The following is a 13,725-nucleotide window of genomic DNA, read 5'->3' on the forward strand; positions in this document are numbered from 1 at the left end:
GCTTCAACCAGGCGGCTTCAACCCGGCAGCCACGCGGCCCATCTGGTCGATGCCGCTGTCGAACAGGCGCGCGAAGTAGGGAATCAGGTTGGGCATCATGAGCTGAACGAGCAGCATGCCCACGAGCATCGTGAGCGCGAAGCCGATCTGGAAGATCCCGATCTGCGGCGCCGCGCGGTTGAGAATGCCGAGCGAAAGATTGGTGATGAGCAGCGCGACCACCACCGGCAGCGACAGCAGCAGGCCCGAAGTCAGTATCGTCGCGCCATAGTTGGCCATGAGGTTCCAGCCCGAGGCGCCCAGCACGCTCGCCGTGACCGGCAGCGTCTGGAACGTGGCGACGAGCGCCGCGAGCATCTGCAGATGGCCGTCGAACACGAGGAAAGTGAGCATCGCCATCATGTTCAGCCACGAGGAGAGCGCCGGCGTGCTGGTGTTGGCCTGCGGGTCGAAGAAGCTCGCGAAGCCCAGGCCCATGCCGAGGCTCATCATGTCGCCCGCCGCGGTCACGACCGCGAACACGAGCTGCATCGTGAAACCAAGCGCGATGCCGATCAGGAACTGGTTGACGAGGATCCACACGCCCTCGGCGGAAAACACCGTGACCTGCGGCATGGCGCCGAGCGTGGGCGCGACGATCAGCGTGACGAACCCCGCGAGGCCGATCTTCACGCGCGTGGGTACCGAGCGGTTGCCCAACACGGGCGCGACCGCCACGAGCGCCAGAATGCGCGTGAACGGCCAGAGAAATGCCGTGAGCCAGGCGTTGAGCTGCGCGTAGGTGACGGTGAACATGGAGCGTGCCGGAAAGCCGCGTGGCGGCGGCGCTAGCCCGCCGCGACCGAGACGATGCTCGTGAACATGCGATGCATGTAATCGATCATCGTCGAGAGCATCCACGGGCCTGCGATCACGAGCGTGACGCCAATGGCAATCAGCTTGGGGATGAACGAGAGCGTGGTTTCGTTGATCTGCGTGGCGGCCTGGAAGAGGCTCACCACGAGACCCACGGCGAGCGAGACGAGCAGCAGGGGGGCGGCTAGCAGGAGCGTGACGTACATTGCCTCGTGGGCAATCGTCATGACCATTTCGGGTGTCATCGTGGGCTCCTTAGCTGAAGCTCTGCGCGAGCGAGCCGATCAGCAGTTGCCAGCCATCCACCAGCACGAACAGCATGAGCTTGAAGGGCAGTGAAATCGTCGCGGGCGAGACCATCATCATACCCATCGACATCAGCACGCTCGCCACCACCAGGTCGATGATGAGAAACGGAATATAGATGGTGAAGCCGATCTGGAAGCCGGTTTTCAGCTCGCTCGTGATGAACGAGGGCACGAGCAGGGTGAGCGGTACATCTTCGGGGCCCTGCATGGGCGCCGCGTGCGAGATGCGCGCAAAGAGCGCGAGGTCGGACTCGCGGGTCTGCCGCAGCATGAACGTCTTGAACGGCGCCACACCGCGCGCCACGGCGTCGTCCATCGAGATCGTGCCGGCCGAGAACGGCTTGTAGCCGTCGTTGTAGGCCTTGTCGAGCACGGGCGACATCACGAACAGCGTGAGAAAGAGTGCGAGGCCCACGAGCACCTGGTTGGGCGGCGTGGTCGTCGTGCCGAGCGCCTGGCGCAGCAGCGAAAACACGATGATGATGCGCGTGAAGCTCGTCATCATCAGCACCATCGCCGGCAGGAACGACAGCATCGTGAGCAGCAGCATCGTCTGCACGCTCAGCGAGTAGGTCGTGCCGCCGTTCGGGCCCGGGCTCGTGTTGAAGGCGGGCAGACCTTGCGGACCGGCCACGCTTTGGGCGTGCGCGAGATGCGGCAGCGCGAGGGCGACGGCGCCCGCACCGAGCATCAGCGCAAACGGGAGCGCCGTTCTGGCGATCTTGGCGAGGGTAACCGCGCGTGCGTGGGCTTCGCCGCCCGCGTTCGGCGCATGAAGGGAACTGCCGTGCATTTACTGCGCTCCGCCGTCGTGACGCATGAAACGCGCGCTGATGCGTTTATTCGCTTCGCTCTTCAGCGCGTCACGAAAGCGCTGTGCGAAAGTGCCCGAGAGGGCGGGGGCGTTGGGAGCCGCCGCCGCGACGCCTGCGGGAAGCTCGCCCGCGGGCAGCGTGTGAAGCAGGCGCACGTTGCCGGGCGCAGCGCCCAGCACGAGCCAGGTGTCGCCGATCTCGACCACGGCCACGCGCTCCTTGCCGCCGAGCGATGCGCCGCCCACGGTCTTCACGAGCGCGTTCTTCGGGCCGCCTTGCAGGCCGAGACGCCGTGCGAGCCAGGCGCAGCCGAACACCACGCCGATCACGAGCGCGAGACCCAGCACCGTCTGCACGACCGCGCCGAAACCGAGCGCGGGAACCGCGCTGCCGGCGATCACGGCGGAGGCGCCCGACGTACCCGCGGCACCGGCGGCCGCGCGCGTGGCTTCGTTGACCGCCTGAAGGTCGGCGGCCCGCGCGCTCATGACCGCGAAAACGGCGGCGCCGGCGAGCGAGAGGTGCACGGCGAGGCGCCACGAAAAGCGCAGCGCCTGCGCGCCGCGGGACTTGTCCGCGCGTCGTGCGTTGGCGCGAGAAGCCACGCTCGTCGCGACGCCGGGAACAGCCTCGCGTTTCATCGGTTCAGCTTCCGGATCCGCTCGGACGGCGTGATGATGTCGGTGAGACGAATACCGAACTTGTCGTTCACGACCACCACTTCGCCCTGGGCGATGAGGCAGCCGTTCACGAGCACGTCCATCGGCTCGCCGGCCATGCCGTCCAGTTCCACGACCGAGCCCTGCGCGAGTTGCAGCAGGTTGCGGATGGCGATCTTGGTGCGGCCAAGCTCCACGGTCATCTGGACGGGAATGTCCAGAATCATGTCGATGTCGTTGGCCGTCTTGGTCGAATCGACCTTCGAGAGCGGCTGGAACACGGCCGCCGGCTGCGCGGCCGGTGCGTCGTTGCTGTTCTGCTCGGCAAGCGCGCTCGCCCAGTCGTCCAGCGACGACTCGCCGCCTGCATCCTGCGCCGCGGCCTCCGCAAAGCCCGGGTCGAGCACCGGCTCGTCTGCGCTCGTGGCGTTTACGTCACTCATATCCACCTTCCTTCATCGTGTCGGCTGCGCTGATCATCTTCTGGACCCGCAACGCGTATTGACCATTGAAAATTCCGTAGCCGCACTCCATCACGGGCACACCGTCCACCTTGGCGGTGATGTGTTCCGCGACGTTCATGGGCAGCACGTCGCCCTTCTTCATGTTCAGGATCTGCTCGAACGTCACGGGCACCTGCGCGAGGTCGGCCGTGAGCTCGACTTCGGCGGCCTGCACCTGCTGCGAGAGCACGCGCACCCAGCGGCGGTCCACGTCGAGTACTTCGCCTTGCAGCGGCGAGGCGAGCACGTCGCGGATCGGCTCGATCATCGAGTAGGGCATGCAGATGTGCAGCGTGCCGCCCGTCGGACCGAACTCGATCGAGAACTGCGTGACGATCACGATCTCGTTGGGCGTGGCAACGTTTGCGAACTGCGTATGCATTTCGGAGCGCACGTATTCGAACTGCAGCGGCCGCACGCTCTTCCACGCGGTCGTGTAATGCTCGAACACGAGATTGAGCAGCTTGCCGATGATGCGTTGTTCGGTTTGCGTGAAGTCGCGGCCTTCCACGCGCGTGTGAAAGCGCCCGTCGCCGCCGAACAGGTTGTCCACGACGAAAAACACGAGGTTCGGGTCGAACACGAACAGCGACGTGCCGCGCAGCGGCTTTACGTGCACGAGGTTCAGGTTCGTCGGGATCGGCAGGTTGCGGGTGAATTCGCTGTACTTCTGCACGCGCACCGGACCCACCGAGATTTCGGCGGTGCGGCGCATGAAATTGAAGATGCCGACGCGCAACAGGCGCGCAAAGCGCTCGTTGATGATTTCGAGGCCGGGCATCCGGCCGCGGACGATACGTTCCTGCGTCGCGATGTTGTAGGGACGTACGCCCTGCTTCTCGGAGCCGTTCGAATCGGAATCGACTTCGCCGGTGACGCCTTTGAGGAGGGCATCGACCTCCTCCTGGGACATGAACTCGTCGTGACCCATCGTCATGATGACTGGCCCTCCATCACGGGAATCATTTCAGTCACGCTCACTGGACGACGAATTCGGTGAACAGCACGTCGTCGACGTGCATCGGCTTTTCGTTCGCGCCTGACGGCTGCGAGATCAGCACGGCGAGCTCGGTGGCGAGCGCGCGCTTGCCGTCGAGCGGCGCGAGGTCGGACGGATGCTTGTTCGAGAGCGCGAGCAACAGGCGGCTGCGGATCTCGGGCATGCGCGCGACGAGCGCGTCCTGGGTGGCCTGGCTGTCGAGCTTGAGCGTGAGGCCGATGCGCAGGTAGTGCGATTCGCCGTCGTCGGTCTGCAGGTTCACGGTCATCGGCTCGAGCGCGTAGTAGACGGGCACGGCCGGGGGCGCTGCCGCCGGTGCGGCCGGCGCGCTCGCCGCGTGGCGCGACATGAAGAACCACGTCGCGCCGCCCGCCACTGCGGCGGCGAGGATCGCAATGAGCGCGATGAGGAGAATGCGCTTCATCGGTCCGGGTTTCGCGCCTTGGGGCGCGGCTTGCTGGGATGCGGTGGTGGTCGCCATGTCGAAGAGTCAGCCTGGGATGCTTGCAAGGGTCCGGGGCGCCGACCTGATGGTCAGTCCGGGCATGCTGCATTGTTCCGGCTTTTGCCTTTCAGCGATGGGAGGAATAGACGGGGGAATTCCGGCTATCTCGTGGTTTTGTTGCGCGCCGCGGCAAGCCGGGCGCGTCATGCGAGCGTGGGGCAGACGTAAAGCAGCCGCGTACGCGGCTGCATTGTCCGAAGGTGCCGGGCAGGTCCGGCCGGGCAGGTCCGGCAGGGGAGATCGGGAGGTGGGGAAGGCGCTTGAGGCGCGTCAGGCGAACGTGTCGATCAGGCCGACGGAGCGCTGCGTGACGCTCGCGGCGGTGCTGAGCGCGTCGTCCACGGTGTCCGCCGCGCTCAGCGTGCTGCCGGAACCCGAGCCCGAGCCCGAACCGGAACCGCTGGAGCGGCCCGAACCGCTGCCGTCCTGCTGCGCCTGCTGGTTCATCTGCCGCGAGAAGCCGTCGCTCACGCTCGCGCTGCCAAGGCCGATGCCGTTCTGCTCCATGGCCTCGCGCAGCTTCGGCAGAGCCGCCTCGACGGCCTCGCGCACCTGCTGGTGCTGCGAGACGAAAAGCGCGTGCGCGTGGCTTTCCGTGACCTGCAGAACAACCTGGAGCGGTCCGAGATCCTTTGGATTGAGCGTGAGTTCCGCCGACTGCTGGTGCGCGTTCGAGAGGAACACCACCTTCTGGCTGAGCGCGTCTTCCCAGTCGTTCGTGCCGACCTGCGGCGCGATCGAAGCGGAGGCGGCGGCCGCGGCCGCCGGATTCGCGCTGGCGCTGGCGGCCTGAGCCGCCTGGGCCTGGGCGGCCGACGCGGCGGCGACCGCTGCGGCCTGGGTGGCGGCGAGCGCATCGGTCGTGGCCGTGCTCGCCGTGACGTCGGTCTGCGTGGCGGCGCCTGCCTGCTGCTGCGCCGCTGCCGTGAGCGCGTCGGTTGCGGCCTTCGCGGCGTCGGTGGCGGTCGTCGTGACGCCCTTGGCCGCGTCGGCACTTGCGCCGCTGCTCGTTGCCGTGCCGAATGCCTTGCTTTGGGCGTTCGCGCTCAAATGCGAGGCGAAGCTGCTGGCGATGCCCGAGCCGGAGCCCGTGCTGGCCGTGGCTGCGCTGTTTGCCGCCGTGCCTGCCGTGTTCACCGCCCGCGTGGCGAGCGCGCCCGCGCCGCCGCGCAACTGCGCGAGCGCGGCTTGCAGCGCGTCGTGCACCGACGTAACGCCGGCACTAGTCGTGTTGCCGGTGTCCGTGCCGTCGCCCGCCGCGCCGGCGGCGGCTGTGGCGGCTGTGGCGGCTGCCGCAGCGGCCGCGGACGCGACGCCTGCGAGCGTGCTGTCGCTGCTCGCCTGGCTGCCTGACTGGCTGCTGTCGTCGTTCGCGTCGGTGCTCGTGCCGTTCTGGGCCTGCTGCGCCTGCAAGGCTTGCTGAGCCTGCGCCGCGGCGGCTTGGGCGCCTGCGTCCGCGGCCTGCTTTTGCTGGGAGCGCGCGGCGGCGCGGCGATCAGCGCTCGAGGTGGACTGCGAGCCCTGGCTCGAGTTCGAGCTCGACGTCTGCGAGGTGCTGCTGCTGCTACTGCTGCTTTGCGACGAGGCATTGCTGCTCGACGCATTCGAGTTCGACTGCGCGGCGGCATTCGACTGCGCGCTTTGCGCCGCCTGGGCGTTCTGGCTGGCCTGCGCGCTTTGCGCGTTCATCTGCTGTTGCAGCGTCTGCGCGAAACCCTGGCTGGCGGCGTCGGCCTGGCTGATGGCGTTCGACGCCGTATTCGACGCGGCGTTCGATGCGGAATTGCCCGTCACGGCGTCGGCGGCGGCGCCGAACATCGAGGAGAGGGAAGAGAGGAGCGACATGCTGGCGGCCTCGAAAACGTATTACGGGTGTTGCGACGTTCGCGTGCGCAGCACGCGTGCGGCGTGCTCGTCGGCGTCGCGCTGTTCGCGGCGGGCGTCCTTGCGGGCCTGCACATCGTCGTGGCGGGTTTGCAGGACCTCGTACGAGCCGAGCTTCTGCTTGCTGCGCTGCCATTCGGGCTTGGCGGCTTCCACGCGCGCGGTGGCCTGCTCAAGCATGCGACGCTGCTGTTCGATCGCCGCGTCGAGCGTGTCGATGAATGCCTGGAAGTTGCGCACGTTGCCCGCGGCCATGCCGCTGCGCGCCGATTCGGTGAAGCGCGCGTGATACTCGTCGCGGTAGGTGATGAGCGCCTCGAGCTGCTTTTCGACCTCGCCGCGCTCGCGCTGGACGCGGCCGAGCTTTTGCGTGGCGGCGTCGACGTCGTCCTGGGCGAGGCCGATCAAGGTTTGCAGCGCGGTCTGTTTCGTCATGTCCTGGCTCCGATCAGCTGGCCGAGCATCTCGACGCTCTGATCATAGTTCGCGGTTTCGCGAAAACCCTGCTGAAGAAAGGCCTCGATGCGCGGATACAGTGCGATTGCGCGGTCGAGCACGGCGTCGCGCCCGCTCACGTACGCACCCACGTTGATGAGGTCACGGTTGCGCTGGTAGCGCGAAAGCATCTGCTTGAGCGCGCGCGTCTGGTTCAGATGCTGGTCGTCGATCAGCGCGGTCATTGCGCGGCTGATCGAGGCCTCGATGTCGATGGCCGGATAGTGCCCCGCTTCGGCGAGCGCACGCGAGAGCACGATATGGCCGTCGAGAATCGCGCGCGCCGAGTCGGCGATCGGGTCCTGCTGATCGTCGCCTTCGGTGAGCACGGTGTAGAACGCCGTGATCGAGCCGCCGCCCTCGGGGCCGTTGCCGGTGCGCTCGACGAGCGCCGGCAGCTTCGCGAACACCGAAGGCGGATAGCCCTTGGTCGCGGGCGGCTCGCCAATGGCGAGCGCAATCTCGCGCTGCGCCATCGCATAGCGCGTGAGCGAGTCCATGAGCAGCAGCACGTGCTTGCCCTGGTCGCGGAAATATTCGGCGAGCGACGTGGTGTAGGCGGCAGCCTGCATGCGCAGCAGCGGCGACACATCGGCGGGCGCGGCCACGACGACCGAGCGCGCGAGGCCGTCCTCGCCGAGGATCTGCTCGATGAATTCCTTCACTTCGCGGCCCCGCTCGCCGATCAGGCCGATCACGATGACTTCCGCGCTGGTCGCGCGCGCCATCGTGCCGAGCAGCACCGATTTACCCACGCCCGAGCCCGCGAACAGGCCCATGCGCTGGCCGCGCCCGACCGTGAGCAGCGAGTTGATCGCGCGCACGCCCACGTCGAGCACCTTGTGGATCGGCTCGCGGTTCAGCGGATTGATGACGGGCGCGGTGAGCGGCGCGTCGGCTTCGGTGTTCAGGGGACCCAGGCCGTCGAGCGGGCGGCCCGAGGCGTCGACCACGCGGCCGAGCATGCCCCAGCCCACCGGCAAGCGTTTCGCGCCCGCCTTCGGGTCGGCGATCGGCGCGGTTTCGAGCGGCCAGACGCGCGCGCCGGGCAACAGGCCCGCGACTTCGGTCGTCGGCATCAGAAAAAGTTTGTCGCCGCCGAAGCCGACCACTTCCGCCTCGGCCATCGGCAGCGAGCTGCCCGGCGGCAGTTCGATCATCACCTCGGCGCCCACGGCGAGGCGCAGCCCCACCGCTTCGAGCACGAGGCCCGCCGCGCGCGTGAGACGCCCGCAGCCGCGCAGCGGCAGGGCAAGCGCGTTGCGCTCGCGAAAGCTGCGCAGTTGCGCGTTCCACGTCGTGAGGAACGGGTTGGCCGGGTCGTAGTTCGCCGGCGGCACGTAGGGCGCGGGCGGCGCCTTCGCCTCAACCGGCGTGCCGGTCGCGCCGTCATCCATCAGGCCTGGCGGCGCTTCGAGGCTGTCCGCGGCCAGCGCGGCGTCGATCGCGTCGATGGCGCCCAGCTCCCGCGCCTTGCGCGTGCCCGGAATGTCGAGGTCGCCGACCAGCAACGCGCCAAGCTGCGCGGGGTCGCTCGCGAGCGGGCCGAACGACGCGAGCGCGAGTTCCTGCTCGAGCGGCGTGAGGCCGCCCGTGTGGATGGCCTGATGGCTCGGCGGTTGCGGGTGGTTCACCATGGCCGCGCCTTGCCGAGCGCGGCCGTCACGCGCTCCCAGCGCGTGCGGATGCTGGCGTCGGTTTCGCCCGTCGCGGCCTGTGCGCGGCAGCCGCCGCGCTCGATCGTGGGGTCGGTGCGCACGCTCCAGCCGCGCGTTTGAAGGTCGTCCAGCAGGTAGGCCTCGACGATCGGCAGATCGGCGGGGCTCACCACGAGTTGCGGGGAGCCGGAAAGCTGTGGCTCGGCCACGAGCACTTCGCGCGCGACCGCGACAAGCGCCGTCGGGTCGTGCTGAACGTGCTGGCGCACGACTTGCTGCGCAATGTCGAGCGCGAGTTCGACGAGCGTCTCGGCCACACCGGCCTGTGCCGTTTCGAGCGCGTCGCTAAAGCGCCGCGCCAGCAGCGCGAGCTGCATGGCCTGCGCACGCGCTTCGGCCTGGCCTTGCTCGAAACCCTGCTGGCGACCTTGCTCGTGCCCGGCCTGATAGCCGAGCGCCTGACCCGCCACATGGCCCGATTTGAGCCCTTCCTGGTGCGCCGCGTCGCGCAGCGCGTGCAGCTGCGCTTCGAACGCGGCCGTTTCGTCGGGCGTGGGCGGCGGCGGCGGGGGAGGCGGCGGGTCGAACGAGGCCATCTCCCAGCGCTGGTACGCTGAGCGATGCCTGTTCGCGGAGCTGCTGTCAGACATAAGCGTCTTCTGCCTTGCCGCCTAGAACGATCTGGCCGCTCTCGGCGAGGTTGCGCACGATCTGCAGGATGCGGCGCTGCTGCGCCTCGACTTCCGACACGCGCACCGGACCGCGCGCGTCGAGGTCTTCGGCGAGCAGTTCGGCCGCGCGCTGCGACATGTTCGCGAGGAACTTCTGGCGCAGCGCGGGCGGCGCGCCCTTGAGCGAAATGATGAGCGACTCCGACTCGACTTCCTTGAGCAGCAGCTGGATCGCGCGGTCTTCGAGGTCGAGCAGGTTCTCGAACACGAACATCTGATCGATGATCTTCTGAGCGAGTTCCGCGTCGTACTGGCGGACGTTCTCGATCACCCCTTCTTCGTGCTGGCTCGTCATGAAGTTGAGGATTTCGGCCGCCGTGCGGATGCCGCCCATCGGGCTGCGCTTGAGGTTGTCGCTGCCCGAGAGCAGGTTCGTGAGCACGTCGTCGAGTTCGCGCAGCGCCTGCGGCTGGATGCCGTCGAGCGTCGCGATACGCAGCAGCACGTCGTTGCGCAGACGCTCAGTGAAGCACGAAGCGATTTCCGAGGCCTGGTCGCGGTCGAGGTGCACGAGAATCGTCGCGATGATCTGCGGGTGCTCGTTCTTGATGAGTTCGGCCACCGACCCCGAATCCATCCACTTGAGGCCTTCAATGCCGCTCGTGTCGCCGCCTTGCAGAATGCGGTCGATGATCGCGCCGGCCTTGTCCTCGCCCAGTGCCTTGTTGAGCACGTTGCGGATGTAGTCGTTCGAGTCGAGCGAGAAGCCGGTGTGCTGCTCGGCTTCCTTGACGAAGTCCTGCAGCACGACCTCGATCTCTTCGCGCTTGACGTTCTTGAGCGCCGCCATGGCGGCGCCGATTTTCTGCACTTCGCGCGGACCGAGGAACTTGAAGACCTCGGAGGCCTCCTGTTCGCCGATCGACATGAGCAGCAGCGCGCTCTTGGTTGCGCCTTCAGCGTTCATCGTTCACCCAGCTCTTCACGACGGTTGCGACGATCTTCGGATCCTGGCGCGCGATGTTGCGCGCGTATTCCAGGTTGCGTTCAAACTTGTTCTTCTCGTTTTCGAAGGCGAGCAGGGCGGCTTCGTTTTCCGCGTTGTCTTCGCCTTCCGCGCCGGCGCCGCCGATGCGCACGGCTTCGGGGAGCCCGTCGAGCAGCAGCGGCTCGCCGTCGGCCATGCCGGGCAGCGCGGGCGCAACCGGCTCGGGCGGCGGGAACGCGCGGCGCAGCGCCGGCTTCACCATCACGAAATAAAGGAACAGAGCCACCGCGCCAATGCCGAGCCACGTCGCGATCTGCTTGGCGAGTGCGAGGATGTCCGGCTGACGCCACCACGGCAGGTTCGCGTTCGGGTCGACGTCGGTCTGGAACGCGGCGTTCACCACGTTCACCGAGTCGCCGCGCTTGGCGTCGTAGCCCATGGCGTCCTTCACGAGCTGCTCGACCTGCGCGAGCTTCTGCGCGTCGAGCGGCTGCATGGTGGCGTGGCCCTTGGCGTCCACCTTCTGCTGATAGTTCACGATCACGGCGACCGACAGGCGCTTCACGTCGCCAGCCGCCTGCTGATAGTGGCGCACGGTCTTGTCGAGCTCGTAGTTCGTCGTGGTGTCGCGATGATCGGAAACCGGCACCGCGGCCGACGCGCCGTTCGCACCCGCCGGCGCGTTGACCGGCGCGGAGGCCGGCTGCGGCGGCTGGTTCGTGAGCGCGCCGGGCACGCCGCCCGCGCCGCTTTGCTGCATTTCCGTCGAGATGTTCTGCTGCTGGCTGCGGATGGCGGCGGCTTGCGGGTTGGCGTTCGGACCGTAGGCTTCGGAGGTCTGCTCGAGCTTCGAGAAGTCGAGGTCGGCGCTCACCTGCGAGCGCGCGTTGCCGGCGCCGAAGAGGGGCGCGAGGATCGCGTCGATGCGCGACTGGGTGTCGTGTTCGACCTGGCGCACGTACTTGAGCTGCGAGGCGTCGAGGCCCACGCCCGTGGCGCTCTGGGTGAGGAGGTTGCCGTCCTGGTCGACCACCGTCACGTTGCGCACCGGCAGGTCCGGCACGGCCGAAGCGACCATGTGCGTGATCGCGGCGACCTGGCCGTCGTCGAGAATGCGGCCCGGATACAGGTTCACGAGCACCGAGGCCGAGGGCGCTTCGCGCTCGCGCACGAACACCGAAGGCTTCGGAATGGCCAGATGCACGCGGGCCGTCTTCACGCTCGCGATCGACTGAATCGTTTGCTCGAGCTCGCCTTCGAGCGCGCGCTGGTAGTTGATCTGCTCGGCGAACTGGCTGATGCCGAACTTCTGGTTGTCCATCAGCTCGAAGCCGACCGAGCCGTTCTTGGGCAGGCCCTGGGAGGCGAGGCGCAGGCGCATTTCGTTGACCTGCTCGGAAGGCACGAGAATCGCGCCGCCGACGTCCGAGAGCTTGTAGGGAACGTTTGCGGCCTGGAGCGCAGTAATAATCGCGCCGCCGTCACGGTCCGACAGGTTGCTGTACAGCACCTTGTAGTCGGGCGCGCGCGACCACAGCACGAGGCCGGCGACCACGGCAACGAGCACCGCCACGGCGAAAATGAGCGGCGCGCGCGGGTTGCCGCGCACGTTGCGCAGCGACGAGAGCGAACCGAGGCGTTGCGCGAAACCGCCGCCGAGGTCTTCCGCGCCGCCCAGGCCTGCGCCCGCGCCAGCACCGGCCGCGGCGCCCGCGCCAGAGGTGGCGAGGCCCATGCGGGCGTCGGGGTTGATCAAAGAATTGGCAGTCGAATCCATGCGACGGGTATCTCCGGAGGCTTCCAGGTCTCGCCTTGCATGGCGGAGACTTTCACGAGACGCATTATCCGGGGCCGCTGGCAAGCCGATTGCGCGAATAGAGCCGGGTTTTCCCCCTAGTTTCGGGGCTGCCGAATCGCACCCGCTGCTATGCTCTCCTCCAGATTCGGCGTCCTGTCAGGGCGCCGTGCTGGCCGGGCCCGCTGAATTGCCGCGGGAATGCCGAAATTCCGGCCTTGGGGCTCGTCCCCGGAACACCCCGCATGTCCCCCGCATGTCCCCTTTTCGTGGAGCAAACATGACCGTGCCAGTATCCCCGCTCACGTCCGCCCTGGCCCAGATGCAGTCGATGGCGACCCAGGCGGCCGGCGGCCCCACCGCAGCCGACGAAAAGTCCGCCGCGGCCACGGCCGGCGGGTTCGCGGCGGCGCTCAAGTCGTCGCTCGACCAGATCAGCGACGCCCAGCAGAAGGCCGTTGGCGAGTCGCAGGCATTCGAACTCGGCGCGAACAACGTGTCGCTCAACGATGTGATGGTCGACATGCAGAAAGCCAACATCGGCTTCCAGTTCGGATTGCAGGTGCGCAACAAGCTCGTGGCCGCCTACACCGACATCATGCAGATCCAGGTGTGAAGGCCTTCGCCTCGTCAATGCGCTAAAGCTTCCTCCCCTACGTTCCGATAACCCGGCTAGAAGAGTCCGTCGCTCGTGCTTCGCGCCGCGCGCCGGACGACCGCACTCAAGCCAAACGTATCAAGGAGAAGCGCCGATGTTTTCCCCTGCCCAATCTGGAGCTAACGCCTATGCACGCGTGGGCGTCGAAACGGGGGTCATGGGTGCGAGCCCGCACAAGCTGATCGTGCTCCTGTATCAGGGAGCGCGGCAAGCCATCGCGCAGGCACGTATGCATTTGCAGGCCGGCAACGTCGGCCCGCGTTGCGAGGCGATCGCCAAGGCGATCCGGATTGTCGAGAGCGGACTTCAGCTCGCGTTGAACGTCGAGGCGGGCGGCGAGATCGCTCAACGCCTGAATTCGCTGTACAGCTACATGACGCGGCGCCTGCTGGAAGCCAATATTAAACAGAGCGAGACCATGCTGGTCGAGGTCGACGGACTGCTGGCTACGCTCGAAGAAGCCTGGTTGGGGATAGCGCCGGAAGTGGCGAGGATGGCCGAACAGTCATCTGCGTCATCGCCCGGCTCATTGATGAGATGACTTCAAAAGCAGACTACTTCGCCCGCTACGAAGCGATAGCGGCCGTGTCGGAGCAGATGCTCCACGCGGCGCGCGATGCGCACTGGAACGATTTGATCGGCTTGCAGGAGGAGTACCGGGTCCTCGTCGATGCCTTGAAGGACGCCGAAGCCGCGGTACGGCTCACGGTTTCCGAGCGGGCGCGCAAGTACGAGCTGATCCGCCAGATCCTCGCCGACGACGCCGCCATTCGCGATCTCGCCAGCCCTTGCATGGCGCGGCTTTCGGCGCTCTTTTACGGCACCGCGCAGCCCGCGCGGGTCTTGCAGGAAATCTACGGCGCCCGTTAGCGCGGCGCGTGGCGCCTCGGGAGGCCACGGCGCGCAACGCCCCATGAACCGGCAGGTCAGC

At 67.3% G+C, this 13,725-nt stretch carries 16 protein-coding genes; 3 read left to right on the plus strand and 13 right to left on the minus strand.

All coding sequences use genetic code 11. The features are described 5' to 3' along the window. Positions 1-3: 3 nt before the first annotated feature. The 13 genes from fliR to fliF all read right to left on the minus strand — a co-directional run bounded on the left by fliR (position 4) and on the right by fliF (position 12,118). Complete coding sequence (gene fliR / locus U5A52_RS28570; protein WP_321915334.1) at positions 4-795, minus strand: flagellar biosynthetic protein FliR; 792 nt, start codon at positions 793-795, stop codon at positions 4-6. Positions 796-827: 32 nt separating this feature from the next. After that, positions 828-1,100: a flagellar biosynthesis protein FliQ gene (gene fliQ / locus U5A52_RS28575; RefSeq protein WP_321915333.1), complete on the minus strand. Its 273-nt coding sequence runs from the start codon at positions 1,098-1,100 to the stop codon at positions 828-830. A 10-nt stretch (positions 1,101-1,110) separates the two neighbouring features. After that, positions 1,111-1,854 carry a flagellar type III secretion system pore protein FliP gene (fliP, locus tag U5A52_RS28580; protein ID WP_321915381.1) on the minus strand — a complete coding sequence of 248 codons (744 nt, stop codon included), beginning with the start codon at positions 1,852-1,854 and terminating at the stop codon, positions 1,111-1,113. A gap of 102 nt (positions 1,855-1,956) precedes the next feature. Beyond that, the gene (gene fliO / locus U5A52_RS28585) at positions 1,957-2,619 is read right to left on the minus strand and encodes a flagellar biosynthetic protein FliO (RefSeq protein ID WP_321937070.1); all 663 of its coding nucleotides are present in this window, start codon (positions 2,617-2,619) and stop codon (positions 1,957-1,959) included. Next, positions 2,616-3,080, minus strand: coding sequence for a flagellar motor switch protein FliN (fliN, locus tag U5A52_RS28590; RefSeq protein WP_321915331.1), 465 nt, complete (start codon positions 3,078-3,080; stop codon positions 2,616-2,618). Before fliN ends, fliO begins: the two co-directional genes overlap by 4 nt. Continuing rightward, positions 3,073-4,071, minus strand: coding sequence for a flagellar motor switch protein FliM (fliM, locus tag U5A52_RS28595; protein WP_321915380.1), 999 nt, complete (start codon positions 4,069-4,071; stop codon positions 3,073-3,075). The genes fliN and fliM overlap by 8 nt, the downstream gene beginning before the upstream one ends. 46 nt (positions 4,072-4,117) lie before the next feature. Further along, entirely contained in the window at positions 4,118-4,621 is a 504-nt protein-coding gene (fliL, locus tag U5A52_RS28600; protein ID WP_321915330.1) for a flagellar basal body-associated protein FliL, read from the minus strand. 294 nt (positions 4,622-4,915) lie between these two features. Then, complete coding sequence (locus U5A52_RS28605; RefSeq protein ID WP_321937072.1) at positions 4,916-6,490, minus strand: flagellar hook-length control protein FliK; 1,575 nt, start codon at positions 6,488-6,490, stop codon at positions 4,916-4,918. A gap of 21 nt (positions 6,491-6,511) precedes the next feature. Next, the gene (gene fliJ / locus U5A52_RS28610) at positions 6,512-6,964 is read right to left on the minus strand and encodes a flagellar export protein FliJ (RefSeq protein WP_321915328.1); all 453 of its coding nucleotides are present in this window, start codon (positions 6,962-6,964) and stop codon (positions 6,512-6,514) included. Beyond that, positions 6,961-8,661 (minus strand): flagellar protein export ATPase FliI, encoded by a 1,701-nt coding sequence (gene fliI / locus U5A52_RS28615; protein ID WP_321937074.1) that lies wholly within the window; start codon positions 8,659-8,661, stop codon positions 6,961-6,963. Before fliI ends, fliJ begins: the two co-directional genes overlap by 4 nt. Beyond that, complete coding sequence (fliH, locus tag U5A52_RS28620; RefSeq protein ID WP_321915326.1) at positions 8,655-9,332, minus strand: flagellar assembly protein FliH; 678 nt, start codon at positions 9,330-9,332, stop codon at positions 8,655-8,657. Before fliH ends, fliI begins: the two co-directional genes overlap by 7 nt. Further along, complete coding sequence (fliG, locus tag U5A52_RS28625; protein WP_321915325.1) at positions 9,325-10,320, minus strand: flagellar motor switch protein FliG; 996 nt, start codon at positions 10,318-10,320, stop codon at positions 9,325-9,327. Before fliG ends, fliH begins: the two co-directional genes overlap by 8 nt. Further along, positions 10,310-12,118 carry a flagellar basal-body MS-ring/collar protein FliF gene (gene fliF, locus U5A52_RS28630; RefSeq protein ID WP_321915324.1) on the minus strand — a complete coding sequence of 603 codons (1,809 nt, stop codon included), beginning with the start codon at positions 12,116-12,118 and terminating at the stop codon, positions 10,310-10,312. Before fliF ends, fliG begins: the two co-directional genes overlap by 11 nt. Positions 12,119-12,416: 298 nt before the next feature. Here fliF and fliE point away from each other — a divergent pair, with 298 nt between their 5' ends. The 3 genes from fliE to U5A52_RS28645 all read left to right on the plus strand — a co-directional run bounded on the left by fliE (position 12,417) and on the right by U5A52_RS28645 (position 13,664). Continuing rightward, positions 12,417-12,752 (plus strand): flagellar hook-basal body complex protein FliE, encoded by a 336-nt coding sequence (gene fliE, locus U5A52_RS28635; RefSeq protein WP_321915323.1) that lies wholly within the window; start codon positions 12,417-12,419, stop codon positions 12,750-12,752. A 136-nt stretch (positions 12,753-12,888) separates the two neighbouring features. Then, entirely contained in the window at positions 12,889-13,335 is a 447-nt protein-coding gene (fliS, locus tag U5A52_RS28640) for a flagellar export chaperone FliS (protein ID WP_321915322.1), read from the plus strand. Beyond that, positions 13,332-13,664, plus strand: a complete 333-nt coding sequence (locus U5A52_RS28645) for a flagellar protein FliT (protein ID WP_321915321.1) — start codon at positions 13,332-13,334, stop codon at positions 13,662-13,664. The genes fliS and U5A52_RS28645 overlap by 4 nt, the downstream gene beginning before the upstream one ends. Positions 13,665-13,725: the final 61 nt, after the last annotated feature.

Origin of the sequence: Paraburkholderia sp. J8-2 (assembly GCF_905220195.1) — a bacterium.
In the GTDB taxonomy this organism is placed as follows: domain Bacteria; phylum Pseudomonadota; class Gammaproteobacteria; order Burkholderiales; family Burkholderiaceae; genus Paraburkholderia.

Excerpts from the sequence above, each read along its gene's own strand:
- fliR (WP_321915334.1), bottom strand. The coding sequence starts at position 795 with ATGTTCACCGTCACCTACGCGCAGCTCAACGCCTGGCTCACGGCATTT.
- fliQ (WP_321915333.1), bottom strand. The coding sequence starts at position 1,100 with ATGACACCCGAAATGGTCATGACGATTGCCCACGAGGCAATGTACGTC.
- fliP (WP_321915381.1), bottom strand. The coding sequence starts at position 1,854 with ATGCTCGGTGCGGGCGCCGTCGCCCTCGCGCTGCCGCATCTCGCGCAC.
- fliO (WP_321937070.1), bottom strand. The coding sequence starts at position 2,619 with ATGAAACGCGAGGCTGTTCCCGGCGTCGCGACGAGCGTGGCTTCTCGC.
- fliN (WP_321915331.1), bottom strand. The coding sequence starts at position 3,080 with ATGAGTGACGTAAACGCCACGAGCGCAGACGAGCCGGTGCTCGACCCG.
- fliM (WP_321915380.1), bottom strand. The coding sequence starts at position 4,071 with ATGGGTCACGACGAGTTCATGTCCCAGGAGGAGGTCGATGCCCTCCTC.
- fliL (WP_321915330.1), bottom strand. The coding sequence starts at position 4,621 with ATGGCGACCACCACCGCATCCCAGCAAGCCGCGCCCCAAGGCGCGAAA.
- U5A52_RS28605 (WP_321937072.1), bottom strand. The coding sequence starts at position 6,490 with ATGTCGCTCCTCTCTTCCCTCTCCTCGATGTTCGGCGCCGCCGCCGAC.
- fliJ (WP_321915328.1), bottom strand. The coding sequence starts at position 6,964 with ATGACGAAACAGACCGCGCTGCAAACCTTGATCGGCCTCGCCCAGGAC.
- fliI (WP_321937074.1), bottom strand. The coding sequence starts at position 8,661 with ATGGTGAACCACCCGCAACCGCCGAGCCATCAGGCCATCCACACGGGC.
- fliH (WP_321915326.1), bottom strand. The coding sequence starts at position 9,332 with ATGTCTGACAGCAGCTCCGCGAACAGGCATCGCTCAGCGTACCAGCGC.
- fliG (WP_321915325.1), bottom strand. The coding sequence starts at position 10,320 with ATGAACGCTGAAGGCGCAACCAAGAGCGCGCTGCTGCTCATGTCGATC.
- fliF (WP_321915324.1), bottom strand. The coding sequence starts at position 12,118 with ATGGATTCGACTGCCAATTCTTTGATCAACCCCGACGCCCGCATGGGC.
- fliE (WP_321915323.1), top strand. The coding sequence starts at position 12,417 with ATGACCGTGCCAGTATCCCCGCTCACGTCCGCCCTGGCCCAGATGCAG.
- fliS (WP_321915322.1), top strand. The coding sequence starts at position 12,889 with ATGTTTTCCCCTGCCCAATCTGGAGCTAACGCCTATGCACGCGTGGGC.
- U5A52_RS28645 (WP_321915321.1), top strand. The coding sequence starts at position 13,332 with ATGACTTCAAAAGCAGACTACTTCGCCCGCTACGAAGCGATAGCGGCC.